Annotated in this window: 28 protein-coding genes and 1 pseudogene; 14 read left to right on the forward strand and 15 right to left on the reverse strand. The window is 43.3% G+C overall.

The window, feature by feature from the left end:
• Positions 1-915: a metal ABC transporter substrate-binding protein gene (locus tag NIES1031_RS06815; RefSeq protein WP_236738742.1), complete on the reverse strand. Its 915-nt coding sequence runs from the start codon at positions 913-915 to the stop codon at positions 1-3.
• Between the two features lie 247 nt (positions 916-1162).
• Here NIES1031_RS06815 and NIES1031_RS06820 point away from each other — a divergent pair, with 247 nt between their 5' ends.
• Positions 1163-1903 carry a metal ABC transporter ATP-binding protein gene (locus NIES1031_RS06820; RefSeq protein WP_073548731.1) on the forward strand — a complete coding sequence of 247 codons (741 nt, stop codon included), beginning with the start codon at positions 1163-1165 and terminating at the stop codon, positions 1901-1903.
• Positions 1904-2071: 168 nt separating this feature from the next.
• Complete coding sequence (locus tag NIES1031_RS06825) at positions 2072-2968, forward strand: metal ABC transporter permease (RefSeq protein WP_073548732.1); 897 nt, start codon at positions 2072-2074, stop codon at positions 2966-2968.
• A gap of 34 nt (positions 2969-3002) precedes the next feature.
• Here the strand turns inward: NIES1031_RS06825 and NIES1031_RS06830 are convergent, their stop codons facing one another.
• On the reverse strand, positions 3003-3593 hold the full coding sequence (locus NIES1031_RS06830; protein WP_073548733.1) for a tetratricopeptide repeat protein: 591 nt from the start codon (positions 3591-3593) through the stop codon (positions 3003-3005).
• 160 nt (positions 3594-3753) lie between these two features.
• Between NIES1031_RS06830 and NIES1031_RS06835 the strand changes: the two genes are divergently transcribed.
• Positions 3754-4221: a peroxiredoxin gene (locus NIES1031_RS06835; RefSeq protein ID WP_073548734.1), complete on the forward strand. Its 468-nt coding sequence runs from the start codon at positions 3754-3756 to the stop codon at positions 4219-4221.
• 60 nt (positions 4222-4281) lie between these two features.
• On the opposite strand, the gene hpf is transcribed toward NIES1031_RS06835, so the two are convergent.
• Positions 4282-4920 (reverse strand): ribosome hibernation-promoting factor, HPF/YfiA family, encoded by a 639-nt coding sequence (gene hpf / locus NIES1031_RS06840; RefSeq protein ID WP_073548735.1) that lies wholly within the window; start codon positions 4918-4920, stop codon positions 4282-4284.
• A 517-nt stretch (positions 4921-5437) separates the two neighbouring features.
• On the opposite strand from hpf, the gene lipB reads away from it, so the two are divergent.
• Positions 5438-6163, forward strand: a complete 726-nt coding sequence (lipB, locus tag NIES1031_RS06845) for a lipoyl(octanoyl) transferase LipB (RefSeq protein ID WP_073548736.1) — start codon at positions 5438-5440, stop codon at positions 6161-6163.
• On the opposite strand, the gene NIES1031_RS06850 is transcribed toward lipB, so the two are convergent.
• On the reverse strand, positions 6160-6924 hold the full coding sequence (locus NIES1031_RS06850; RefSeq protein WP_073548737.1) for an amino acid ABC transporter ATP-binding protein: 765 nt from the start codon (positions 6922-6924) through the stop codon (positions 6160-6162). The two genes, lipB and NIES1031_RS06850, sit on opposite strands and share 4 nt — an antisense overlap.
• A 149-nt stretch (positions 6925-7073) precedes the next feature.
• Between NIES1031_RS06850 and NIES1031_RS06855 the strand changes: the two genes are divergently transcribed.
• Complete coding sequence (locus tag NIES1031_RS06855; protein ID WP_218596691.1) at positions 7074-8609, forward strand: ABC transporter permease subunit; 1536 nt, start codon at positions 7074-7076, stop codon at positions 8607-8609.
• Between the two features lie 234 nt (positions 8610-8843).
• On the opposite strand, the gene NIES1031_RS06860 is transcribed toward NIES1031_RS06855, so the two are convergent.
• A complete protein-coding gene (locus NIES1031_RS06860; RefSeq protein WP_073548739.1) occupies positions 8844-9398 on the reverse strand; it encodes a thermonuclease family protein in 555 nt (184 codons plus the stop codon).
• Positions 9399-9575: 177 nt separating this feature from the next.
• Positions 9576-9920, reverse strand: a complete 345-nt coding sequence (locus tag NIES1031_RS06865) for a hypothetical protein (protein WP_143167723.1) — start codon at positions 9918-9920, stop codon at positions 9576-9578.
• 184 nt (positions 9921-10104) lie between these two features.
• Here NIES1031_RS06865 and NIES1031_RS06870 point away from each other — a divergent pair, with 184 nt between their 5' ends.
• On the forward strand, positions 10105-10848 hold the full coding sequence (locus NIES1031_RS06870) for a rubrerythrin family protein (protein WP_073548741.1): 744 nt from the start codon (positions 10105-10107) through the stop codon (positions 10846-10848).
• Here the strand turns inward: NIES1031_RS06870 and NIES1031_RS06875 are convergent.
• Both NIES1031_RS06875 and NIES1031_RS06880 read right to left on the reverse strand, forming a co-directional pair.
• Entirely contained in the window at positions 10845-11186 is a 342-nt protein-coding gene (locus NIES1031_RS06875) for an S-layer protein (protein WP_073548742.1), read from the reverse strand. The genes NIES1031_RS06870 and NIES1031_RS06875 overlap by 4 nt on opposite strands.
• A 194-nt stretch (positions 11187-11380) precedes the next feature.
• On the reverse strand, positions 11381-12115 hold the full coding sequence (locus NIES1031_RS06880) for a sulfite exporter TauE/SafE family protein (protein WP_073548743.1): 735 nt from the start codon (positions 12113-12115) through the stop codon (positions 11381-11383).
• Positions 12116-12937: 822 nt separating this feature from the next.
• Here NIES1031_RS06880 and NIES1031_RS06885 point away from each other — a divergent pair.
• The 3 genes from NIES1031_RS06885 (at position 12938) to purF (ending at position 17692) form a co-directional block, all read left to right on the forward strand.
• Positions 12938-13639: a hypothetical protein gene (locus NIES1031_RS06885; protein WP_236738743.1), complete on the forward strand. Its 702-nt coding sequence runs from the start codon at positions 12938-12940 to the stop codon at positions 13637-13639.
• Positions 13640-13704: 65 nt separating this feature from the next.
• Complete coding sequence (gene purL, locus NIES1031_RS06890; protein ID WP_073548745.1) at positions 13705-16023, forward strand: phosphoribosylformylglycinamidine synthase subunit PurL; 2319 nt, start codon at positions 13705-13707, stop codon at positions 16021-16023.
• Positions 16024-16204: 181 nt separating this feature from the next.
• Positions 16205-17692, forward strand: a complete 1488-nt coding sequence (purF, locus tag NIES1031_RS06895) for an amidophosphoribosyltransferase (protein ID WP_073548746.1) — start codon at positions 16205-16207, stop codon at positions 17690-17692.
• A 4-nt stretch (positions 17693-17696) separates the two neighbouring features.
• On the opposite strand, the gene NIES1031_RS06900 is transcribed toward purF, so the two are convergent.
• The 5 genes and pseudogenes from NIES1031_RS06900 to NIES1031_RS06915 form a co-directional block, all read right to left on the reverse strand.
• Positions 17697-18026 carry a hypothetical protein gene (locus NIES1031_RS06900; RefSeq protein ID WP_073548747.1) on the reverse strand — a complete coding sequence of 110 codons (330 nt, stop codon included), beginning with the start codon at positions 18024-18026 and terminating at the stop codon, positions 17697-17699.
• 45 nt (positions 18027-18071) lie between these two features.
• Positions 18072-18368: an MATE family efflux transporter gene (locus tag NIES1031_RS06905; RefSeq protein ID WP_073548748.1), complete on the reverse strand. Its 297-nt coding sequence runs from the start codon at positions 18366-18368 to the stop codon at positions 18072-18074.
• Between the two features lie 37 nt (positions 18369-18405).
• Positions 18406-18576, reverse strand: a complete 171-nt coding sequence (locus NIES1031_RS24215; protein WP_178378064.1) for a hypothetical protein — start codon at positions 18574-18576, stop codon at positions 18406-18408.
• Positions 18577-18692: 116 nt separating this feature from the next.
• Positions 18693-19209, reverse strand: a pseudogene (locus tag NIES1031_RS25480) (IS4 family transposase); the annotation flags it as partial.
• Between the two features lie 544 nt (positions 19210-19753).
• Positions 19754-19981, reverse strand: coding sequence for a hypothetical protein (locus NIES1031_RS06915; RefSeq protein ID WP_236738744.1), 228 nt, complete (start codon positions 19979-19981; stop codon positions 19754-19756).
• A 184-nt stretch (positions 19982-20165) separates the two neighbouring features.
• On the opposite strand from NIES1031_RS06915, the gene NIES1031_RS25955 reads away from it, so the two are divergent.
• Both NIES1031_RS25955 and NIES1031_RS06925 read left to right on the forward strand, forming a co-directional pair.
• The gene (locus tag NIES1031_RS25955; protein ID WP_269085993.1) at positions 20166-20345 is read left to right on the forward strand and encodes an eL43 family ribosomal protein; all 180 of its coding nucleotides are present in this window, start codon (positions 20166-20168) and stop codon (positions 20343-20345) included.
• A gap of 96 nt (positions 20346-20441) precedes the next feature.
• Positions 20442-22025, forward strand: coding sequence for a B12-binding domain-containing radical SAM protein (locus NIES1031_RS06925; protein ID WP_073548750.1), 1584 nt, complete (start codon positions 20442-20444; stop codon positions 22023-22025).
• 96 nt (positions 22026-22121) lie between these two features.
• On the opposite strand, the gene NIES1031_RS06930 is transcribed toward NIES1031_RS06925, so the two are convergent.
• Both NIES1031_RS06930 and NIES1031_RS06935 read right to left on the reverse strand, forming a co-directional pair.
• Positions 22122-22523, reverse strand: a complete 402-nt coding sequence (locus tag NIES1031_RS06930; protein WP_073548751.1) for a fasciclin domain-containing protein — start codon at positions 22521-22523, stop codon at positions 22122-22124.
• An 81-nt stretch (positions 22524-22604) separates the two neighbouring features.
• A complete protein-coding gene (locus NIES1031_RS06935; RefSeq protein WP_073548752.1) occupies positions 22605-23858 on the reverse strand; it encodes a vWA domain-containing protein in 1254 nt (417 codons plus the stop codon).
• Between the two features lie 296 nt (positions 23859-24154).
• Here NIES1031_RS06935 and NIES1031_RS06940 point away from each other — a divergent pair, with 296 nt between their 5' ends.
• From NIES1031_RS06940 to NIES1031_RS06950, 3 genes are all read left to right on the forward strand, one after another.
• Positions 24155-24814, forward strand: a complete 660-nt coding sequence (locus tag NIES1031_RS06940) for an ATP-dependent Clp protease proteolytic subunit (protein ID WP_073548753.1) — start codon at positions 24155-24157, stop codon at positions 24812-24814.
• A 102-nt stretch (positions 24815-24916) separates the two neighbouring features.
• Positions 24917-25510, forward strand: coding sequence for an ATP-dependent Clp protease proteolytic subunit (locus NIES1031_RS06945; RefSeq protein WP_073548754.1), 594 nt, complete (start codon positions 24917-24919; stop codon positions 25508-25510).
• Between the two features lie 51 nt (positions 25511-25561).
• Positions 25562-26164, forward strand: a complete 603-nt coding sequence (locus NIES1031_RS06950; RefSeq protein WP_073548755.1) for a J domain-containing protein — start codon at positions 25562-25564, stop codon at positions 26162-26164.
• The last annotated feature ends 6 nt before the right edge of the window (positions 26165-26170 follow it).

Raw genomic sequence — 26170 nt, forward strand, 5'->3', positions numbered from 1 at the left:
TTAACTTTGAGAAAACGGCGTGTAATTTCCTCCGAGTGCCTCGACAATTGTGCGCGTATTGGCGACAATCATATTAATGTAAGAATCGGCTTCGCTTCCTGGAGAACCAATTGAATCAGAGTACAAAGGTCGCGTCGCTAGCTCAACTCCGGCTTCTGCGGCTACGGTTTGAATTAAAGCTGGATTAATCGTTGTTTCCGCAAAAATTGTCGGTACGTTTGCTGCTCGAATCGCATCCGATAATTGTCGCACCGTCTGGGCGCTGGGTTGTTCTTCGGTACTAATACCAATTAAAGTTCCAAAAACTTCTAACCCATAGGCGTTAGCGTAGTATTGAAACGCATCGTGGGTTGTTACTAGTCGGCGATTTTCTGGCGGAATCGTTTGAATTTGTTCGCGTACCCAAGTATTAAGTTGCTGTAATTGCGCGGTATATTGTGCCGCGTTTTGCGTAAAAGTTTCGCGATCGCTTGGCGATAACTCGATAAACGCATCGCGAATCGCATCCACCATTGCGATCGCATTTCTCACATCGCCCCAAACGTGCGGATCGGGTACTGTTGTTCCTTGTTCTTCTAACTGTAGCGGTGGTACGACTTCCCCCACGGCGAGTTTGCGCGCATTGACTCCCGCTGCATTCATCAACTTGATCAACGCTGGCTCTAAGTTATAACCGTTGTAGAGAATTAAATCGGCTTTTTCAAACGCGATACTATCGCGCGGTACGGGTTCGTACACGTGGGGATCGTCCCCTGGTTGCAAAATGCCTGTCAGTTGAATTTGCTCTTTTCCTACTTCAGCAGCCCAGTCGGTAATGATTGTGCTCGTAGCAACAACGTTTGGCTGATCGTTAACTTCTAAATCAGCCTGATTGGTAATCGCTGCACCACATGCACTGAGCAATAAGCCTAGCAAGAATCCAACGATGATTGCTCTATATTTTCTGCCTTGCGACCGAGTCCTCACTTTCACGAAATTGATACATTAGTTTTCATATTCTTTTCATTTTTTATTCTATACTTTTTTCATAATCTTTTCATTTTTATCCCTCATTGCGTTCATATTGTGATTTCTAACTACGCCACCATCAAGCAAGATTATGACGATTCTTCCCTTTCCTCATAGCGCTCACTTCACTTCATCCGTGCAAAAGGACACTCGAATGCTAGACGATGCAGCAATTACTGTCAGCCATTTAGGAGTGCAGTATCGTGATGTTGAAGCGCTGCATGATGTCAATTTTGAGATTTATCCTGGAAGAATCACGGGAATTATCGGTCCAAATGGCGCGGGTAAAAGTACCTTAATCAAGGCGATGTTAGGGCTGATCTCCGCAACCGGTACGGTTTTATATCAAGGAAAGCCGTTGAAGTCGCAGTTAGATAAAGTCGCTTATGTTCCGCAGCGTTCAGCGATTGATTGGAGTTATCCGGCTACGGTGTGGGATGTCGTTCTGATGGGGCGAGTCCGTAAAGCTGGATGGTTTCGTCGTTTTTCGCACGTTAGTCGTCAAGTCGCAGCGGCGGCGCTGGAACGTGTCGGGATGAGTGAATACCGCGATCGCTCGATTGGGCAACTTTCTGGCGGACAACAGCAACGCGTATTTCTCGCCCGCGCTTTGGCAGAAGAAGCCGATGTCTTTTGTTTTGACGAACCGTTAGCAGGTATTGACAAAAAAACCGAAGCCGTCATTTTTGAAATCTTTCACGAATTAGCCGCAGATGGCAAAACTGTGATAGTTGTTAACCACGATTTGGGCGAAGCAATTACTAATTTTGACGACCTCATTTTATTGAATAAAGAAGTTATTGCGAGTGGTTCGCGTCAGACTGTATTGCAACCAGAAAATATGAGCCGTGCTTATCGAGGTCAAGTTGTATTTTTCAATGGAGAAGCAGCATAATTTAAAAGCTATTAGCTGAATTGGTAGTTGGTAATTGGCATAAAATTAATAATAGTGCTAATTGACCTTATACTTGAACATATTGCATTGGAAGTAAAGGTTAGGCTCTTAACACTCAATAATCATAACTCTCAATTATCCTAACTCCTGACCTCTAAACCCTGCTGTATGCTAGAAGCTATTATTGAACCGTTGCAGTACAGTTTTATGCAGCGATCGCTCGTGATTGCTGTTTTAGTTGGCGTGATTTGTGCGATTGTCGGTAGCTATTTGATGGTACAACGCTTGGCGCTACTCGGAGATGCGATTAGCCATTCAGTGTTACCAGGACTCGCGATCGCATTTATTGTTGGTGCAGACATTTTTATCGGTGCTTTTATTGCGGGTGTTGTGAGTACATTGGCTATTGCCTTGATTCGCACGCGATCACCGATTAAAGAAGATGCTGCAATGGGAATTGTTTTTTCGGCTTTTTTTGCCTTAGGAATTACGTTAATTACTGTTGTACAAAAAACGAATAAAATCGACCTCAACCATTTTTTGTTTGGCAATATTTTGGGCGTAACTTCTCAAGATGTTTGGAATACAGCCATTATTTCTTTATTCGTAATTGCCGTTGTTTTCTTATTATACAAAGAATTATTATTTTACACGTTTGACCCAGTAGGCGCGCAAGCCGCTGGATTACCTGTCAATCTCTTAAACTTTGGCTTGATGGTATTGATTGCGTTAACAATCGTTGCCAGTCTAACTGCGGTTGGTGTCATTTTAGTTTTAGCGCTACTGATTACCCCAGGCGCTACCGCATATTTGCTCGTAAAGCGCCTCAATCAAATGATGATTTTAGGGGCGATTATTGGTATTCTTGCCAGTATTACAGGGATGTATCTTAGTTACTTTTATAATTTACCTTCGGGACCTGCAATCGTCTTAGTTGCCTCAGGCTTTTTTACGCTAGCGCTATTATTTAGCCCAAGACAAGGTATCCTAACTTATCCGCAGTCAAATGCACAAAAATGGGCTTTTTGGAAAGAGATTAAAAATTTACTGCGATCGCGTTCTTAATAGTAATTTAAACTCTCGCCTCTGCTAAAATTGGCTAATTTGCCGGTGATGAGATCTGATTGAGAATCACGCCGACTTCTTGTATACCTGCGGAGTTGTTTTGCATCGCGTAAAGTTCTCTCGCTTTTTGTAGCGACGCCACCGCTTGCGAAATTTTGCCTTGACTCCAAAGCGCAACGCCTAAGTTTTGTCGCGAAACCGGATCGTTGGGATTAATCTGAATCGCCCGATTGAAAGCCGCGATCGCTTCGGCGAATTTACCTTGGCTACCAAGTGCAATTCCCAAATTGTTGTAAGTTTCAAAATTCCTCGGATTAATTTCAATCGCCCGATTGAATGCGGCGATCGCCTCAGCAAATTTGTTTTGATTACCTAGCGCTAACCCAAGGTTATTGTGCGCGTGTTCGTATTCTGGATAAATCGATATAGCCCGATTAAACGCGGTGATCGCTTCAGCTAACCTTCCTTGTTCAGCTAATTCCACTCCCTGATTGTTGTGAACTTCCGCTTGTTGTATTTCACTATGCACCGCTGACACAACAGATACTTCTCGTGACAAACTTGGTTGAGTCAGAAGAACACTTGCAAATCCCGCTACGATTATTCCAGTACAACGCTTTTTCATTAACAACTCCGCTTGGAGATACAGATAACTGTTGGTATAAAACGAGCTTTTTTATTCTTCTAGCTTAACTGGTTTGATCGTCGTTGCTTCTTATAACAAGTTCGCCTTAAAGATGCGATCACGCTAAGATAACAAAAGTTCATATTTGAGGGTGCTATCTATGGCAGTTAAAGTTGGAGATACCGCTCCTGATTTTACGCTTCCTTCGCAAACAGGTACATCAGTTAAGCTAAGCGATCTTCGTGGCAAATCAGTTGTTTTGTTCTTTTACCCCAAAGATGACACACCAGGATGCACAAAAGAATCATGTGCTTTTCGCGATCAATATGAAGTTTTTCAAAATGCTGGTGCAGAAGTAATTGGCGTTAGCGCTGACTCACCCGAATCACATCAACGATTTGCAGCTAAATATCAATTACCTTTTACGCTTTTAAGTGACACTGGTAATCAAGTACGAAAGCTGTACGGAGTTCCCGCTACACTTGGTTTATTACCAGGAAGAGTAACTTATGTGATCGATCCGCAGGGAGTCGTACAGCATATTTTCAACTCACAGTTTAACTTTCAAGGTCATGTAGACGAATCGTTGAAGACTTTGCAACAAATAGGGGTAAGGGGTGAGGGGTGAGTTAATAGGATTTTCTTAACTTCTGTGCACCCCTGCGCTAAAATTATGTAAAGCTACAACTTAATAATGATGTGCTTTTTCTGCTGGTGAGGTAGTTTCAACGTTACCGTTTTTGCTATTACCATTGCTATTACGCGGTTGAATCACGCCATAACCACCGTGGTTGCGTTCGTAGATGACGTTGATTTCTCCGGTTTCGGCGTTGCGGAACATATAAAAGTCGTGATCGACTAATTGTAGCTGTTCCAACGCTTCAGTAATTGTCATTGGTGGCATGGCAAAGTATTTTGTCCGCACGACTTCTTCAGGAAGTTCAGGAGTGCGATCGCCGATGAGATCTTCGACCACCGGTGCTGGTTCAACTGCGATACTCGTTTTTTCGGGAACTTGTGTTTTCTTATCGTGGCGCTTCTCTTTATATTTCCGGAGTTTGCGGGCAATTTTATCCGCTACCATGTCGATACTAGCGTATAAGTTTTCACTACTCTCCTCGGCACGAATCACACTTCCGTTGGCGTAAATCGTTACTTCTGCGGCTTGCTTATCATTGATTCGCGGATTGCGTGCGACTGATAAATGCACATCCACTTCATTCGTCAAATTTTGAAAGTGATTTACTGCCTTTTCAATTTTCTGATGTACATATTCGCGAATTCCATCAGTAATTTCAATGTTTTTGCCGTGGATGACTAGCTTCATATTCAATTCTCCGGCTGACGTACTCTGTCTAAAATGAAACAAAATGTTAGGGAAACGACTACTTCTTGTGACAACAAATTGCAGCTTGAATCACTCAGTATTAAAGCGCAAGTTTTACTTTTTTAGTCTTCAAGTATAAACTCAAAATTCGTTGCTACTTCTACCACACTTTTGACTACATAAGACAACTAAATCTTATAGTTGTGACGAGAATGATATCTTCCCTGTAAGGATTTGCTTGCTTTGTTACCTTATTAGGAGGTTTTCTATTATGCATTAACTGCCGCTATAGATGTCAATGGCTGCATATCATTTCCCGACTGTAGCAGGCGTGGTTTTCTAAGAAGCTGTTTCCTCCATGTTCATTTGAGGTTATATATTTACCTTAACACTTTGTATTCTACCTAATATAGCACTTTGAGACTCTCTTTAAGAACCTTTGCAACTTTTGACATTTCTTGATTTCATAATTTGAAAATGAAATGAACTGTGTTGATCGTTATGCTGAAATTCTGCTATGTTGCTTGAGAAAAAGTCATTATTTTATACTTTCGTTGTGAGCCAAAGTCGCCAATGTTTGCTATACAAACCAGGAACCGTACCCTATAAAACAGCGTGGGAATGGCAGCGATCGCTTTTGCAACAGCGGATCAATGATTTTTCGCTCGCAGATGGTTTAATTTTGCTCGAACATCCGCCAGTGTATACTTTAGGACAAGGTGCCGACCCCAATTTTATTAACTTTGATATTGACAAAAGTATCTATAATGTGCAACGCGTTGAACGCGGCGGCGAAGTGACGTATCATTGTCCTGGTCAACTCGTTGGCTACCCGATTTTAAATCTGCAATATCATCGCAAAGACTTGCATTGGTATCTGCGCCAGTTAGAAGAAGTCTTAATTCGCGTTTTAGCCGTTTACGGATTGCACGGAGAACGTTTTCCAGGGTTAACAGGCGTTTGGCTAGAAGGTTACAAAGTGGCGGCGATCGGAATTAAAGTGAGTCGTTGGGTGACAATGCACGGCTTTGCCTTAAACGTATGTCCTGATATGACAGGCTTTGAACGCATTGTTCCCTGTGGTATTTCTGATAAACCTGTTGGCAGTCTATCGCAATGGATTCCTGATATTACTTTAGAGCAAGTCATCCCGCACGTTACTCAAGCTTTCGCCACAGTCTTTGAGGTTGAGATGGAAGAAGCTGAAGTAACTTGTTTACATACGCTAGCCAATAGTCATTAACTCCTAACTCCTTCATTCAAACGACTCAAAAACGCACGTAAGCGATCGCTTTTAGGATGCGTTAACACTTCTCGCGCTGAACCTTGTTCCTCAACTTGACCTTGATTTAAAAACATAACTCGACTTGCAACTTCTCGTGCGAACTGCATTTCATGAGTAACAACAACCATTGTCATTCCATCCGCAGCTAGTTGTTGCATTACCTGCAAAACCTCACAGACAAGTTCAGGATCTAAGGCGCTAGTTGGTTCGTCAAATAAAATTACCTGCGGATTCATACACAAACTTCGCGCGATCGCAACTCTTTGCTTTTGTCCGCCAGAAAGTTGTTCGGGGTAGGCGCTGGCTTTATCAAATAACCCGACTTTTTCTAAATAAAATGCTGCAAGTTGCGCGCTTTCTTTGGCTGATTTACCTAAGACTTTCCGCTGCGCGATCGTCAGATTCTCTAATACACTCAAGTGTGGAAACAAATTAAATTGCTGAAAGACCATTCCCACTTGCGATCGCAATTGTCGCAGTTGGCGATAATTCAACTTGGGCTTAGATAAATCCATCCCGTTGACAACTAACCGTCCACCATCAATGGCTTCGAGGCGATTAAAGCAACGCAACAGCGTACTTTTACCACAGCCCGATGAACCAATAATTGCCACAACCTCACCACGATGGATTTCACCGCTGATTCCGCGCAGTACCCGCAGCGAACCAAAGTTTTTTTCGATATTTTCAAACGTAATTGCAGCGGTGGAGTTGACCATATCCCTGTCTCACAAGGCGAAGTTTTGTAGAAATTATTTCAGATGCACCACAGTTGATTGTAATCTTGTCTACATCCGAGTCAACTAACTTAGGATTGAATTTAGATTGACATCTACTCAAGGCGCAGAGAATACCGAGGAGAAAGACAATGATGGCGGGATTGGCTAAGCACTGGCTGCGTCTGAGTGTGGTAGTGGGCTTATGTTGTTTACTCTTATTTGCAGGTTGTCAAAATAATTCTGATTCTCCTGCTGCTGGTAGAACCCTCACCGTTGCTGTTGAAGGAACATATCCGCCATTTGAGTTTCAGTCACCCGATGGCGAGTTGCAAGGCTTTGATGTTGACTTGATGAATGCGATCGCCCAAGAAGAAGGATTTACGATTCGCTATCAAAATTTGCCGTTTGCAGGGATGATTCCTGCACTACAAGCGCGAACAATCGATGCGGCGATTGCGGCGATGACGATTACCGAAGAACGTGCCAAAACCGTTTCTTTCTCGCGTCCTTACTTCAAATCAGGACTGGCGATCGCAACTAGTGCAAACAATCAAGATATTACCAGTTTTGAGTCGCTCCAAAATCGACGCATTGCGGTTCAAATCGGTACAACTGGGGCGCTAGAAGCCGCGAAAGTTCCTGGTGCGCAAGTTCGCAGCTTTGATGACGCGCCGACAACTTTACGCGAATTACTCAATGGCAATGTTGACGCAGTACTCCACGATCAGCCTGTCATCTTATACGCGATTCAAACGGGTAACGTCCAAGGAGTTCGAGTTGTTGGCGATCTCCTGACTGAAGAATATTTTGGCATTCCCACGCCCAAAGGTTCGCCAAACTTAGCCTTAATCAATCAAGGATTAACAACTCTACTCGAAAACGGCACGTATAACCAAATTTATCAAAAATGGTTTGGTGTAGAACCTCCCCCCTTACCTGAAAGACTACCGTTCCAAGAAGAAACCGCCACAGGTGGCGCACCGTTTATCGTCACCGCAGTTAATGTCATTGTTCGCGCATTACCTTCTTTACTTCGTGGTGCTTTAATTACACTGCAACTGACGGCGTTTTCTGTCGTCTTGGGTATGATCGCGGGTTCGCTGATTGGAATTATCCGCCTTTCTAAAATTTTGCCAATTCGTTGGGCTGCTAGAGCATATATCGATTTCTTTCGTGGTACGCCTTTACTCGTACAAATTTTTATGATTTACTTTGGCATACCTGCGATCGCCCAAGAACTCGGTTTTACTTTCAATCTCAATCGTCTCGCCGCCGCTGTACTTGCCTTAAGTCTCAACAGCGCGGCGTATATTGCAGAAATTGTCCGTGGTGGGATTCAATCGATTGAGTCTGGACAATCAGAAGCTTCGCAATCATTGGGGATGAGTTCGGTGCAAACGATGCGTTATATTATCTTTCCCCAAGCTTTCCGCCGGATGTTACCTGCTTTAGGAAATGAGTTTATTAGCTTGCTAAAAGATACAAGTTTGGTTGCGGTAATCGGGTTTGAAGAACTATTCCGCCAAGGTCAACTGATCGTTGCTGAAAACTATCGCTCGTTTGAAATTTACGCCACCGTTGCCATCATTTATCTCTGTCTCACCCTACTATCGTCCCAAGCCTTCAGCTACTTCGAGCGGTGGATGAATCCTGCTGTGCGTTCTCGCCGCAAAGCTCGCGCCTAAAAATGAAACTGCTACAGTATTGTCTTTTGGATACTTTCAAAACGAATTTTTTTAGCTACTTTGCGTTTTCATCCATATTTATAGTATGATATTATTCATAATGGGTGTCTTAAACGAAAGTTTTATTGTTTATATTTCCATCAAAAAACAATAACAGCAAGAAACTAGGGGAGAAGCAAGCCTTATCATCTCCTATCTTCGCATCATAAATTCATCCTAACTTTCCTGCTTTTTTCACTTTCGGCTTCGGTATTGCCAAGGCTCAACAAAACGTGCATCACTCCAGACACCTGTGCGCTGACTTTTAGCTTTAGCTTCCGCTTGTTCAACAGCAGTAGCACTCGGACAATTTTTGAGATAAGGACGGTAAACCAGTGCGAGTCCTTCACGTGCCAAAACTTCTTGAATCAAAGTGCCATCAGCAAGACGCACTTCGGCAATTTGGCGACCATAGCGATCGCTATCCGTAATCTTTAAAGCAACGCGATCGCCTTTCTGATCGATTAGTTGCTGAACGCGCTGTTGCGCTTTCATTCCCCAGTTAAACTGATTACGCGCAATCTTATTTTTCGTGTATTTTTCTTGATGAGAATGCGGTATTTCTGGAGCATCAACACACGCGAAGCGGACGTGAATTTTAGCTTTTTTGGTATCAATCACCGTAATCGTATCGCCATCGCTGACTTTTAGTACAGTGTATTGTGCGTGTGGAATTAGAAATTGCCACGCACCCAATCCTAAGAGAATAATCGCGCACACTAGAAGAAGCGATCGCACAGGTAGTTTCACAACCTCAAACCCGAATTGCTACCCGTGCGATATTAGCAGATGTGAGGGGTGAGGAGTGAGTTTTGTTAGCTACCGCAATGCGTTAGCACGTTTTGAATTGTTCGCGAAGAAAGGTGCCAAAGCCATTAGATAAATAACTCCTAACTCTCTCAAGACCCCTTTGCTTCTCTGCTTTCATCACTTGCGGCTACCAACTAACTCGCGTTCTTCTACTACTTGTTCAACCGCTGGAGTATCCAGCATCTCTAGTGCTTCGTATTCAGCGCGATCAATAACAGGATCAGATTGACGCGAACGGCGCGACCAATAAACGCCACCCACTGCGAGTAAACCTGAGAGTAGCGCGAATCCTGCTACGTTGGAATTATTCGTTGTCGGATTCATGCTTGGTGATGACTGATTTACAGAATTGACCGCAAGCTTAGAGCTAAAGGGACACGCTTGAGCCGGATTAGAATTAACGAAAGTGGTTCCCGCGATCGCCGCAACCGAGACAAGAGTAATGAGGTGACTTGGTTTCATAATGTTCTGCGGTAAAAAGACAACTTCTGAATTAATCTTACGATGCGTAAGATTGTTCTTAATTTTGCACAACATTTAAAATACTGCCAAATATAATTTACTGATGTATCAGATATTGCCACCCTAATTAGAAATTAGTGATTAGGATCAATGATGTAACCTCCTCATACAGCATAAGTAGATCATGAACTTTCTCACACTCGTTCTACACTTAGCTGGTTCTAGTGCTGCATCGTATGTAGCAGCGCGGCAAATTCGCGATCCCTTAACGCGTCCTAATGTATTAGCTGGGTTCCAACTTGCAGAATCAGGTTCAGTTCCATTTTTAGAAGCACTGAGTAAACGCGCAGCAGCAGAAGGCGATGCTTGGCTTGCAGAAAAACTGACAAAACACGCCGCAGATGAAACTCGACACGGTCATATTTTTGCTCATGCCTTAAAACAACTCGACAAACAAGTTATAGACTTCAAAAACCTTCCCAAACCGTCTGATGATAAGCCAAATGAGCGGCGCAGTCCTTTCTTTGCAGCTTACTTTGAGGGATATTCTCCTGAACAGCTTAAACCAGACAATATCGACTGGAAAGTTTTTATGCCTAGCACCTACATTTTAGAGCTAGACGCAAGTAAAGACTTTGCGCGGATGGCAAATGTGTTACCAGAAGATGACGCAACTGCGCGAAACCTCAAAAAAGGAATGCTAAGTATTGCCCAAGATGAAACAGGTCATGCCGCATACTTATATGAAGCAATGACCCGTAGAATGTCAGTTGTTGAAGTACAACAACTCGTTGATGAATGGCGCACTCGTAAGGTTAATGCGTTATTAGCAATGGTTGGTGGTTTGCTACAACGTAGCGGACAAATGCCATCACTTGTACAAGATGCTGCACCCGCAGACGTGTCTGATGAACTAACTGCGGCTTAACTGTTGGGTGCAACTGGTGCAGTAAACTCGATGGTGCCTTCTGTAGGGTTAGACTGCTGACTTTGTGTCGGTGTTGCTTGCTGAAACAAAGACGGTGGTGCAGCCTGACGGAAGGCACCACAATAATACATCGTCATCACAGCTTTGAAAGCCCAGTGATCGGGAGAAACGTCACTAAAAGGTACGGGTAAGGTTTCTGCTTGGTTTTGAATGCAAGCATTTGCAACTGGGTTAGATATTGGTACAGTTGGTGCGGTTGCTGGTGTTTGGGCTTTTACAGGAGTAACAAGGCTTGCGGTAGATAAAAATATTGTTGTTGCTAAAATCCGTAGGTTCATAGATGCTTTAATACGCTGCTTTCTTCTAGTCTAGTAAACCTCGTGTATGAATCGCATTTGATTTCTGTTTGTCCCGCTTTTAAATCAATAATATCTTTTTGTAAAATAGCTAATTGCTGGTCAATAGTGATTTTCTTCACTAGAGTTTAACCCTTACTCCTACTATATATTCTGCCCTTATTCAAGTGCGATCGCTACCACGAAAACAGCAGTTTTAGTCCGGCAATAACTAATAATATCGATAGTAGCTGTTGTAAATTTGCACTTTTGTGCTTACTACCATATTCAGCACCAATAAAACCACCAATAATAGCTGATGGTGCCCAAAATATAATTGTTTTGGGCAATAATGTAGTGTGCGAAAGATGTCCGAGTAATCCAGCGATTGAATTGACAAGAATAAATGCAGCGGAGATTCCCGCAGATTGGCGCGGATCTGCCCAGCCCATAAGTAAAAGTAGCGGAGATAGAAAAATTCCGCCACCGATACCCGTGACGCCTGATAAAAAACCGATCGCTGTGCCTGACAAAAGTGCAGCAAGTAGCGGTATTGCTTGAGATGTTGCTGTAGTTGTGTGATGCGTGCGAAAAAGTTTATAAGCTGCAACGAGTAAAGCGCCACCTGTAATCGGATTGTAGATACTCGCAGGTAAAGTCAGATACCCACCGATAAACGAACATGGTATCGAAGCGATCGCCAGTGGCGAAAATAACGCCCAAGAAAAATATCCCGCACGATAAAATTTCACTGTCGCGATCGCTGCAACTAATATATTCAGTGTCAAAGCCGTCGGTTTCATCACCGCTGGCGTGACACCCATCAATGCCATAATTGTCAGATAACCCGATGAACCTGCATGACCCACAGAGGAATACAATACTGCTGCTGCAAAAATTAAAACAGCAAGTATTAAGATTGTGGCATTCACTAAAAAGCTACTCAGACACGACTATCACAAATGCGATCGCATTCACTCTACTTTTAGTCTGTTTCCTCCACGAAGTCAAGATTGCATTCTTCAATCTTTATCACCAAAGACTGTGACCTAAACTTATTATTAACTTGTTCTACTAATGAGTATAGCTTCCAATTACCTATTACCCCTTACCTGCTCGATGACTTACACTAGCGTCAACATTATTTGACTAAATTAATATTGAAAAATCCGCCAGTGCAGGATTACTGGCGGTGAGTCTAGAAGCAGGAGAGGAATCGCGTTTACTAAATTAATTGTAATCGCTAAGTTCTCGCACAATCTCCAGTATAATCACGGTTTTTTTTGTTAATAGATAATTTATTTTCGGGGTTTTCTGGGAGGTTAAAATCTGAAAACTGAGACAATTAGTAGTATTTCTGAATAAATCATGCAGAATTCAAGCGCATATTTTTAACACTTCTGTAACTTGTCATGAATTAACTCAAGCTTTTTAGGTTCAAATTTTCTTTTTTAGATTTTTGAGCTAAATTGAATTAATAAACGTCTAGCTACTTTATAATAAAACAGCACAGCACTTCGCCATTAATCTGAGGTTTTGAATCTTATAGGTAAGGGCAGGACTTTATAACTCCAACTATATGAATGAGATATAGCGTCCTATTTTAGTTGTGAAAATCATTTTTTTAACTACACAGGAAACAAAGAGAGGTTCTTTACGAATGATTTAGGAATACTATATAACGACGTATTTAATTTCTGGCGATAATCAAGTGAGGGAACAATATAGGAAGTTAGGCGATCGCTTATATTGTCATGAATATCAAAATATTTATTGACGCTGAAAAATATTCAAAATTAGCCATGAAACCCTATCAACTTACTTACTTAATAAGTAGTTTATTCTTATTGAGTGCGACAGCTTGTTCTCTTGCTAGTACAAAAGGCATAAATAACAACAGTTCAAGTTTGACTCAAGTTGAGTCACGTAGAGATACACAGAAACCATCGACAAAAACAGCCACTATTAATATTGAAGGAGAAAAAACAACTGTTTCTTTAGAACTGTATAGCCACCCACTCTTTACAACCTACTTCCCGAACCAAGATTTTATTCCTGAATCAGTTAGTTCAGGCGAAGGCACTACAGTTCGATTTTATACCAATTTTGGTGGGACAAAAAATGAAGCAGCGTATGTTCAACTCTTCTTTCCAGGTTATGCTAATACACTCAACCAGTTGAAACAAAGTTGGATTGAAGGAGAAAACGGTTTACTTGCATCAAATGGCTGGCGAATTGTTGAGGTTGTGCAAGCAGCTACGCATCCCTGGGCTAAGGAAAAAATCGTCTTTCATCAACCCGAAAAAAATATAACAGGTACTGTATATCTTGGAGAAGTGGCAGGGAATGCGTTCTATGTTGTGACGCATTACCCAGTAGAATACGGAGATGGATTTATGCCCAGAGCTAATATCATTCTGCAAAACTTAGATATCAATTCATTAAATTCAAGCTGAAACTTATGTGAAGGGATGCGCTCAAATCGATAAAATAATTCTTTATCCTGTCTCCTAATACAGTTATGTCCGTCCTCTCTTCTGCACCTTTTTCGCTTGAAGAAATTGCAAACGAAGGTTTAAAACCTGAAGAATACGAAGAAATTGTGCGGCGACTAGGACGCCATCCAAACAAAGCTGAGTTAGGGATGTTTGGCGTCATGTGGTCAGAACATTGTTGCTATAAAAATTCGCGATCGCTCCTTAAACAGTTTCCCACAACAGGCTCGCGTATTCTCGTTGGACCTGGAGAAAATGCGGGTGTCGTAGATTTGGGTGACGGACTGCAACTTGCTTTCAAAATTGAATCGCACAATCACCCTTCAGCGGTTGAACCATTTCAAGGAGCGGCGACAGGCGTTGGCGGTATTCTCCGTGATATTTTTACAATGGGGGCACGTCCGATTGCCTTACTCAACTCGCTGCGGTTTGGTTCGCTAGAAGACGCCAAAACACGACGTTTATTTACCGGTGTTGTCGCAGGTATCAGCCACTATGGTAATTGCGTAGGTGTTCCCACAGTTGGCGGCGAAGTTTATTTCGATTCTGCATACTCAGGAAATCCGTTAGTTAACGTGATGGCATTAGGATTAATGGAAACTGAGGAAATCGTCAAGTCTGGTGCTTCAGGATTAGGAAATCCAGTGCTGTATGTCGGTTCTACCACAGGACGCGATGGAATGGGCGGTGCAAGTTTTGCAAGTGCAGAACTTAGTGATGAATCTGAAAAAGATCGTCCCGCAGTACAAGTCGGCGATCCTTTTCTAGAAAAATCTTTGATTGAAGCTTGTCTAGAAGCGTTTAAAACAGGTGCAGTTGTCGCCGCACAAGATATGGGCGCAGCAGGTATTACCTGTTCAACATCAGAAATGGCGGCGAAAGGTAAAGTCGGAATTGAACTTGATTTAGATAAAATTCCGGTACGCGAAACGGGGATGGTTCCTTATGAATATCTACTTTCCGAATCGCAAGAAAGAATGCTATTTGTTGCCCAAAAAGGTAGAGAACAAGAAGTAATTGCTATTTTTCACCGTTGGGGACTGCACGCGGTCGTTGCTGGTACAGTGATTAGCGAACCGATTGTCCGCATTCTCTTTCAAGGTAAAGTCGCCGCAGAAATTCCCGCAACGGCTTTAGCCGAAAATACACCGATTTATGACCGCCAATTACTCAGCGAACCCCCCGCTTACGCGCGTCAAGCTTGGGAATGGACAAGCGATCGCCTCCCGCCATGCAGTGCATCTGGTATGGAAATCCAAGACAATCACTCTTGGAGTGAGATTCTACTCACCTTATTAGATACACCCACAATTGCCTCGAAACGCTGGGTATATCGCCAGTACGATTATCAAGTCCAAAATAATACTGTACTTCTTCCTGGGGGTGCAGATGCAGCAGTTGTCCGCTTACGCCCTCAAAAACAATCTGCGCCTTCAAACTCAGCAGTCGCCGCTACAGTCGATTGTAACCCGCGTTATGTGTATCTCAATCCTTATGAAGGAGCAAAAGCCGTTGTTGCTGAAGCCGCGCGAAATCTTAGCTGTGTTGGGGCAGAACCTTTAGCCGTCACAGATAATTTAAACTTTGGTAGTCCAGAAAAACCTGTAGGTTATTGGCAATTAGCAGAAGCTTGTCGTGGTTTAGCAGACGCTTGCCGAGAATTTCAAACACCTGTTACAGGTGGTAATGTATCGCTTTACAATGAAACACTGGATTCTTCTGGTAATCCACAACCAATTTATCCGACTCCTGTCGTGGGGATGGTAGGGCTAATTCCTGATTTAACGCAAATTTGCACTCAAGGGTGGAAAACACCAGGCGATATTATTTATCTTCTCGGCTCATCCTTAAAATCGCACATTACTTTGGGTGGTTCTGAGTATCTTGCCACAATTCACGATATGGTTGCTGGATTACCGCCGCAAGTTGATTTTGATTTAGAACGTCAGGTACAAGCAGCTTGTCGCGAAGGAATTCGTCAAGGTTGGATCAATTCGGCGCATGATTGTGCAGAAGGTGGAATTGCGATCGCCCTCGCTGAATCTTGTATCGGTGGTAACTTAGGCGCAAACATTACACTTATCCCCGACACGGATTTGCGCTGGGATGAAATTCTTTTTGGCGAAGGTGGTGCAAGAATTCTTGTTTCTGTCTCGCCAGAACAACAAACGCAGTGGGAATCTTATTTACAACAGCACTCGGCTGCGCATTGGCAAAAAATTGGCTTGGTCGAATCCGACACATTCTTACGAATTTCTACGTCCGATCAGCTATTAATCGAAGTTACAATCGAATTGATGCGCGATCGCTACTGCAATGCAATTCCCAGACGTCTAGATGTCTAGCTCAAGTTTGAGGAGTTTTAAAAATAACCCTGTCCCCTGACCTCTTCTACAATAAGCATTCTTACGCTACTGTGGTAAGAGGAATAGTTAACGATTTATTAAGCTCAGTTAAACATTCTGAAATTTCAGCTAGAGACCAACTTTACTGAACCAACATCCCGCTCAGGAGCAAAGCAGCAGCATGATTCCCAACCATTCCCGTATATTGCCCAACGCCGAAGCAGTAGATATCGATGGCGTAGCGCGTCCTGATAAACCTGAAGAAGCCTGTGGCGTTTTTGGTGTTTATGCACCAGGGGAAGATGTTGCCAAACTCACTTACTTTGGTTTGTATGCGCTCCAGCATCGCGGTCAAGAATCAGCAGGGATTGCGACCTTTGTCGGGGATAAAGTTTACTTGCATAAAGAAATGGGATTAGTTTCCCAAGTCTTTAACGAATCAATTTTACAAGAATTACCTGGTGATATTGCCGTAGGACATACTCGCTATTCCACCACAGGATCGAGCCGCGTTGTTAACGCCCAGCCTGCTGTCGTCCCCACGCGTTTAGGTTCGCTTGCTTTATCACACAATGGCAATTTAGTCAATACGGTGCAACTGCGCGAAGAACTACAAAAAGCACACTGTAACTTAGTTACCACCACCGATTCAGAATTAATCGCGTTGGCGATCGCCGATGAAGTCAACAGTGGTAAAGCCTGGTTAGAAGGTGCGATCGCGGCTTTTCAACGCTGTCAAGGTGCATTTAGCTTAGTCATTGGTACTCCAGCGGGTGTGATGGGTGCGCGCGATCCAAATGGCATTCGCCCCTTAGTGATTGGGACTCTTCCTGACAATCCGCAACGCTACGTATTAGCTTCCGAAACTTGTGGTTTAGACATTATTGGAGCAGATTATCTCCGCGATGTCGAACCAGGGGAGTTAGTCTGGATTACCGAAGCAGGACTCGCTTCATTTCATTGGGCGCAACAGCCACAACGCAAGCTGTGTATTTTTGAGATGATCTATTTTGCCCGACCTGATAGCGTGATGCACGATGAAAGTTTGTATACCTATCGCCTGCGTTTAGGAAGACAACTTGCCCAAGAATCTCCTGCTAAAGCAGATATTGTCATTGGTGTTCCTGATTCAGGTATCCCTGCTGCAATTGGTTTTGCCCAAGCATCGGGAATTCCTTATGCTGAAGGACTCATCAAAAACCGTTACGTTGGACGCACCTTTATTCAACCAACACAAATGATGCGTGAATCAGGTTTACGCATGAAACTTAATCCTCTCAAAGATGTCCTCGCAGGCAAAAAAATAATTATTGTAGATGACTCAATTGTTCGCGGGACAACAAGCCGCAAACTCGTTCGTACACTGCGCGATGCAGGGGCGATTGAAGTGCATATGCGCGTCTCTTCACCTCCAGTTACTCACCCTTGTTTCTACGGTATTGATACAGATAGCCAAGACCAATTGATTGCTGCAACTAAATCTGTAGCTGAAATTGCTGCCCAAATTGAAGTTGATTCTTTAGCGTATCTCACTCAAGAAGGAATGCTGAAAGTTACTCGAGAAGATACAGATACTTTCTGTACTGCTTGCTTCAATGGCGACTATCCAATTACTGTACCTGAAACTGTCAAGCGCTCCAAACTCATGCTCGAAAAAGTTGTCGTTTAACTTACTAAATGTGGCTGCTGATTTTAGATAGAGCCGCAGCCCTTTGCACTAAATGCATTAATAAAAAGCTTGGTCGAAGGTAATAACCCACCCACAATTCGACACCGCCTAAGCCAACAGAAAAGCCTAAAACATAATCACTGACTAATCCAACACCCAAAAAGGACAAAATACCAAGCCGCACGGGAATGCAAGTATCTTGAAGCCCATATAGTGCACCCAAAGCTGTCTTTTGTAGTCCATCAAAAACGTGACTGATCGCAACAACGCTGAGCATAGGAATAACAAGTTGCAGTAGTTTGGCATTCTCAGGATTGCGAATATCTATATACAACCCGACGACTTGCTGACGAACGAAAGATTAGTAGGGCGATCGCAACTAGTATTGTCCCCCTATGACAATGCCAGAACTCACAAATCCTGCCCGTCTTATACCTTCAAGGTTTTGCCACCCTAACCACTGACCAACACGCGCCGTAGTGGCAAACGACATTTCTATTTGATGCGCCGCTAGCACATCGGTTCCCATCAGATACGTCATTATCAATACCAAGCCATACTTGAAGGTGATGGAAACTCCAATCGGCACACCGACAAAGAGCAATTCTCGCAGTAAGTTTAATCGAAGCTGACACCACTTCTGAAACAAGCGGTAGATTCTTAGCTGTGGATGCATGTTTGAACAAGTAAACAACCAACACCAAAAACATTCCCTACCACGATAGAGTGCTAGCTAATGCCAACCCTGCTAACTCCATACGCGAAAAACCAAATTTACCAAAACCCAAAACGTAGTTGCCCGCTATATTAAAAAGCGTTCCTCCTATCACAATAAATATGATAGGACGAGCTTGTGACAATCCAGAGATAACTCCTCTGAGCATGGCAAAGCCAACCGCAGGAAACAATCACCAAAGCATGACATTGAGCTTAGCGGGTGACAAAGTGGTTCTAAAGCATCAAGGACAAAGGTTTGGGAGCTTAACGGGTGACAACATAGCTAGAGAGCTTGCTGGATCAGGGATAGGGCAAGAAAACCACGCTGAAAATAAAGCCGTTTATAGAGCTTAGAGGGCAATCAGGCGGAGAACCCAATCCGCCCAGAAGGTCATGCCACATTGCCATCGTTGTCCATACAGTCCCAGACTAAAGTCGCTCTGCCGTAGTGTCTTGTCTTGGTGTTCTTGGCTACGACCAGCATACGTGTCGATGTTGAATTTTCTCATCCACTGCTGCATAAGACGTCGTGATAAAACTTGGGCATTCCTGGCTTAAAGCCTAAGTCTTTGAGAACTTGATAGTCTTGCTCAGAGGAGACTTGGAAATTCTTCTTCTGTCTCAGTGCAAAGGAGATGCCTCGTCTTGTTAGCCACTGAGCCACGAGTTTAGGACTATGTAACTCTCGGTCTCCTAGTACTAAAACCCGAAAGTTGCGTGCGAAACACAAGTAGCACCGTTTTGAGCAGTCGTTGTTGCGTCTTGAGATCGCTATTTCCCACCTCCTCTAAAACCTCCCACTTGTGGCAGGGCTGATTCATTGACAGAAGGAAAAAAGCCTTTGGACATCATGCGCCAGTTGTCGAATCGCAGCGGTCAGCGAGGCGAACCAGTGCGGGCGCCACAAGTTAAGAGCATAATGTGCGGAGGACACGCCAAGACCTGCACACAATGGTGTGCTGTCCTCCTGGAGAACCAGTTTCTTCAGTCCCTGGGGGATGCAAGGGGCAAATCATACTTCTGTTCAGCACCGATATTCTGGAAAATCTCCTAAAGCGTAGTTATCTAAGCCACAATGGAGAGAACCTCTATTGAGGAGTAGGTATGTCAAAAGAGAAGAAAGGCAACAGAGAAGCCAAAAAGCCCAAGGTAAAATCTGATGGCACAAAGAAGCAGAAAAAAGATCCAAATAGGCATGATGGGCTAGCAGGGAAATAAGTCATAGTTCTTTCCGTTGTTCCTTAATTACCCAAATATGCCTCTGATTTAAAAATCGGGGGCAGGTTTTAAATACTTAATTTGAGAATTTGGTGGCACGCACCAAGTAGAGTGCTGGAGAAAGTTTTAGTTTGCTAAATCAACTAAAGCGTCCCACTGAAAGCGGATAACACGTAAGACTGAATTGCGATAATGCTCGGATGTAAATACCGAGAGCGTGACTTTGTTTTGATTACTTTCTAGAATATGTTTTACTGTGCAGATCTGCTTTTTATTATTGCAGTAGGCAACAATGCGATCACCAGCCTTGATATTCAACGCTTTAATTTTCAAGTAATTCTCGACTTTAGACAAGGAAATAGCTGAGCTAAAGATATATCTTGCTACGCTCTATTTACCCAGCAAATTTATTATTGATCTTATCACATAATCGAAAGAAACATCTCTTTTATCAGATTCGGTATTTTTCTGTCAAGGTAGTTTATACTTAAATTAATAACAAGAGGTCATTAAAATGAAAGCTTTGTTAAAAAGCTCAATGCAATCCCCAGTTCGATTTATCGCTGGAGATAGCTTAAGGAAGACTTCGATAGCAATTGAACAATCCATGAATAGCGCGCATATTTGCCCTTGCTGTTCAGATACTTTACTGTGTCACATACGCTTAGGAAAACTTTACTGGCGTTGTAGCCACTGTTATCAAGAAATGCCTGTTTAGACAACGATTGCAAGCATTGACACCTACATTCTAACTGAGGGAGGATGTCAAGGCAACCGGTTATGTCAAAATATACCAAAGCTACGCCGAGGTCTTATGAAAGCGTTATTGCTTTATCCTCAGTTTCCCCAGTCGTTTTGGTCTTATGATCGCTTCATGGAAATCGCAGGACTCAAAGCGGTCATTCCACCACTCGGAATCATTACAGTCGCAGCACTGCTACCGCAAGACTGGGAAGTTAGATTTTGCGATCGCAACGTCAATCATGAAACTGAAGCTGATTGGAAGTGGTGCGATCTGGTCATTATTTCGGCGATGTTAGTGCAGAAGCCGGATTTTCTTGCCCTCATTCAAAAAGCAGTGCGATTAGGCAAAAAAGTCGCTGTTGGTGGACCTTATCCGACATCTGTTCCGCAAGACGCGCTTGACGCTGGCGCGCATTATCTAATTCTAGACGAAGGGGAAATGACGGTTCCCCAATTTCTCGAAGCGCTGACGCAAGGCAAAGCACAGGGAATCTTTCGCTCGATTGAAAAACCAGACGTTACCCTTAGCCCAATGCCGCGCTTTGATTTGCTACAGCGGGATGCTTACTTCATGATGGCGATTCAATTTTCTCGCGGTTGTCCGTTCAACTGCGAGTTTTGCGACATTATCTCGCTTTATGGTCGCAAACCACGTACCAAGGAACCAAACCAGACCATAGCAGAATTACAAGCGCTTTATGATTTAGGCTGGCGCGGGTCACTCTTTATTGTTGACGACAACTTTATTGGCAATCAGCGTAATGTCAAACGCTTTTTACGCGAATTGATTCCTTGGGTAAAGCAGCACAACTATCCATTCACCTTTATGACCGAAGCGTCGGTGAATTTAGCAGAAGATGATGAATTACTCCATCTCATGAGTGAAGCAGGCTTCTATGCAGTTTTTCTTGGTATTGAAACACCCGATCAAGATAGTCTGCAAGTGACGCGTAAACTGCAAAATACTCGCAATCCACTAGTCGAAGCTTGTCGCAAAATTAATCAAGCAGGTATGCTGATTTATGCAGGGTTTATCCTTGGCTTTGATGGAGAACGTTCGGGTGCAGGTCAACGAATACAAGCATTTGTTGAACAAACAGGTATTCCTCAACCTATGTTAGGTATTTTGCAAGCATTACCTAATACTGCGTTGTGGAACCGACTTCAGCAAGAGCAACGTTTAATTGCGGATAATGGTATGACTCCTGTAGGGGATCAGAATAACTTGATGAATTTTGTCCCTACTCGCCCTATCGGTGAAATTGCGAAAGAGTATACCGAAGGCTTTTGGACATTGTATGACCCTGCGAATTATCTCAGACGCTGTTTGCAGCAATGTCTCAGTATCGGTTCAGTTACAGGGCGGAAGCAGACAATGCAATTTCCTTCTGGTAAGGGGTTGCGACTTGTTGCCCAGGTGTTGTGGCATCAGGGCATACGGCGTTCTGAAATTAGGATGCAGTTTTGGCAGCAACTCTGGATAATTCTACGCAGAAAACCGCAAGTTCTCAATATGTATTTAGGTTTATGTGCTGCTGGAGAGCATTTTTGGGAGTATCGCGTTTTAGCCAGAGAACGGATTACTCAACAATTAGGCTACGATCCATTACAATCTGCACTACCTGAGCAAAAACCAGTGTTAGTCAATACTTAAGCTTCCGTAGATTCATATAAGTGTGGGATAGCAAATACTAGATCTACTATCCCACAAATTAATATTGCCTATCGCAGCGTTTACTTATCCAGGTGCTTATGCAGGAAGTAACACTGTGTCAATGACATGGATAACACCATTATCAGCAGCTACATCTGGTGTTACAACTGTGGCATCATTTACCTTAACGCCATTAGAAGCATCAATTTTTACATCTGAGCCTTCAACTGTGGTAGCTGACTTCAGCTTGACAACATCAGCAGCCATTACCTTGCCTGAAACGACATGATAAGTTAGGATTTTCTTAAGCTTTGGAATATCCTTCAGTAGTGCATCTACCGTACCTTCAGGAAGCTTAGCAAAAGCTTCATCTGTGGGTGCAAAGACAGTGAATGGACCCTTACCTTTTAAAGTATCGACTAAATTAGCAGCTTTGATTGCAGCAACTAGGGTATCAAACGAACCAGCCTTAACGGCAGTATCAACAATGTCAGCCAAGTGTGTTACCTAGTTTTGTGTAATCTATTAACAATTATAAACTACTTTCTTAGAAATCGCATTGATCTCAATGTTTTATAGTTATTCCTGCAATATAGTTTTAGAAACAATCCGCGTTTTCTTGCGATCGCTTTGTGAAAGTTCTTCTCCGGCTTGTAATCGCGTTGCAGAGGTTTGTAACACAGTCGCCGCGCCTTTGTCGCCCATTTGTAATGCGGTTTTGGCTGCGGTTTGTAGCATTGTGGCTGCGCCTGCGCGATCGCCTTGTTGAAGTTTTGTCTCAGCGAGTTGCGTTTGGCGATATTTTGCTAATGCCAAGATGTGAGTTTGGACTTGTGAATTAATTGCGGGTTGATAAGCGCGAGTGACGTTAGCGATAACAGGGATTGTTTCTGAAAGTAATCCTGTGCGATTCATGCCAGGATCGTCGTAGCGGACTTGTAACTGGGCGATCGCGCTTCTACCTTCGGGTAATTGTCCGATATACAAGTTTGCCAAGACAACCCGCTGTACTTTCATCAAATCTCCTAAACGCACCGCAAAACGTCCATCAGCTTCTTGTTGAACTGGTAACTCAATTGTATCTGGTGCAACTTGGGCAATCGGTTTGAGTTCAGCAAGGCGCACTTTTGGTATCAGTGAAAATAGCAAATAAGCATTAGTCAATCCCACTGTCGAGATGCGGTTAAATAAACGGCTAAACTCATCAATAGCTTGTTCAGGTTGCTCAATATAAGATAAAGTGCCACCTCCCGCATCTGCAATTTGCTCTAGAATATCTTGATTCCAGTGATCGCCAAAACCCAAAGCATTTAGTGTTAAATTGTAACTTGCCGCAAGTTCGGCAAATTTAAGACAGCGTTGGTTGTCGCCGTGTTCGTTTTCACCATCAGTTAATAAAAACGCTTGGGAAACAGTCTCTTTTTTACCCTTAGCAAGTTCTTCAATTCCTAATCGCATTCCATCATCAATTGCAGTTCCTCCTGCTGCTGAGAGACGATTGATTTGGCGCTTGATACTTTCAGGATCGTCAACAATTTGACTGGGAATCAAAACTTTGGCACGGTGATCGAACACGACAACGCTTAAGCGATCTACTCCAGGGGTAAGGCGATCAACAAGTCCATTTGCTGCTTGTTTTACAGTTTCGAGGGGATGTCCTTTCATCGAACCGCTGTGGTCGAGAATCAGACAAAGATTGAGTGGTATACTGCGATCAAACTCAAAGTCAGTTTGCGTATCCGCAGCGATCGCGATCGCTAACTGCCGTTGACTGTTGGCTTGCGTTGCATCTAAATTAGCATCATTGAGCGCCGGTTGGATAAAGACTTTCATAACTTTAGATTCCTATTTGCTGTGCAAGGTAATAGGGATTTGGTAATGGGTAATCGGTAACAAAGATTTTCTCAACAATTCCCAATTAGCAATAACCAGTTACCATCTTTAAAACGACGTTTATTTTACGAATTACTGATATAAACAGTTATAACTAATACTCAGAATATCCTACGCTTGGAATTGTCCACAGGCTTAATGTGTACTGATAGCGAGTAAACCGTACTCCTGCTTCGTTTCAGCACACGTTAGGATGTACTAAAGATAAAAGCTATATTTTAGGCAATTAATTGTCTATGGAATCACCCATCAAGGCTGTTCAAGCGCCCTATTATGGCGATAACTTCTACCGTACACCGCCCCCCGACTTACCTTCGCTGCTACTTAAGGAACGAATCGTTTACTTAGGGATGCCTTTAGTTCCTGCGGTAACGGAATTACTCATTGCTGAACTACTATACCTACAGTCAGAAGATCCCGACAAGCCGATTCGAGTTTACATCAACTCGACAGGTACTTCAGGTTACAGTGGCGAACTTGTTGGCTTTGAAACCGAAGCTTTTGCGATCTATGACACGATGAAGTACATCAAGCCCCCAATCCATACTATTTGTATTGGAATGGCGATGGGGATGTCTGCGATGTTACTCAGTGCGGGAACAAAAGGCTGTCGCGCTAGCTTACCTCATGCGACGATCGTACTGCATCAACCCAAGAGCTATGCTCAAGGTCAAGCAAGTGATATTCAAATTCGCGCCAAAGAAGTGCTAGCGAATAAAGCTGCAATGCTCGACATCTTAGCAAGCACGACTGGTCAAGCCCGCGAAAAAATCGAAAAAGATATGGATCGGATATTCTATATATCTCCTGAACACGCCGTAGAGTACGGTTTAATTGATCGCGTGTTGACAAAAGAAGACCTCGCGAGTCCGCAACTACCCGCAGGAGTTATTTAGTAATTCGTAGCTAGTGGCTAGTTTTGAATTTTGAGTCCTCAAAACTCTCTCAAACTCAAAACTTAAAACTCAAAACTCTCTATACTAAACTTGGAGTGTACTATGCCAATTGGCGTTCCTAAAGTCCCCTATCGAATGCCAGGGGAAGCTTATACACAGTGGATTGATATCTACAATCGCCTCTACCGTGAACGTATTATTTTCTTAGGTAGAGATGTCGATGACGAAATTGCTAACCAAATCATCGCGGTCATGTTGTATCTGGATTCCGAAGATCCAGGTAAGGATATTTACCTTTACATCAACTCGCCTGGTGGGATGGTAACATCGGGTATGGCAATTTACGACACAATGCAACACATCAAATCAGATGTCGTGACAATTTGCGTCGGTTTAGCCGCCTCGATGGGATCTTTCTTGCTAGCAGCGGGAACCAAAGGTAAGCGACTCGCATTACCCCATTCGCGCATCATGATTCACCAACCTTCGGGTGGAACTCGTGGACAAGCAACCGATATCGAAATCGAAGCCCGCGAAATTCTCCGCATTCGTCACCAGTTGAACCAAATTTATGCAGAGAATACTGGTCAGCCCTTGGAAAAAATCGAAAAAGACATGGATCGTGACTTTTTCATGTCGGCTGAAGAAGCGAAGCAATACGGTTTGATTGATAAAGTGATTGAAGAAAGACCGTAGAAGTTAGCCATTAGTGAGTAGCTTCTTACTAATGGCTAATCGTTAATCGTGATGAAAATGACAGGTTATTACCAAGTATTAGGATTAACGGCGGAAGCAACGCTTGAGGAAATCAAAGCAGCTTACCGTAAATTAGTGCAGCAGTATCACCCTGATATTAATCCTGGAGATCAGCAAGCTAGGGAGAGATTTATTGCGATTACAGAGGCTTATAAGAAATTACTTGATTCCGTACAATCAAAGCAGGCGCTACAACAAAATAAAACTGAAAAGCAACCGTCAGTACAACGAAAGCCACCCGCAACAAAAGTTACTCGCAAAGATACCTCTCCCTATATACCCCCGCTATCTGCGTTTGAATTTCAGGTGAAGTGGAATTCCTACCGAGAATTGCAGAAATTGTGGAAAAATAATAGATTTACACAAGCGATCGCACTCGCCGAAACCCTCGCCCAAAAACTACCGCAAGATCCGGAAGTCAGATCGTGGCTAGCAAGCAGTTATCAACGCAGGGGACGACAACTCATCGGCGATCGCCAACTCGAAACCGCGCGAATTTATCTGAAAAAAGCCTTGAAGACTGATCCGCATAACCGTTCATTATGGTCGGAAGTTGAACGCGATTTTCGCCGTATGGAAAAAATTTTTAGATAAATATAC

It is taken from the genome of Chroogloeocystis siderophila 5.2 s.c.1 (assembly GCF_001904655.1).
GTDB lineage: Bacteria > Cyanobacteriota > Cyanobacteriia > Cyanobacteriales > Chroococcidiopsidaceae > Chroogloeocystis > Chroogloeocystis siderophila.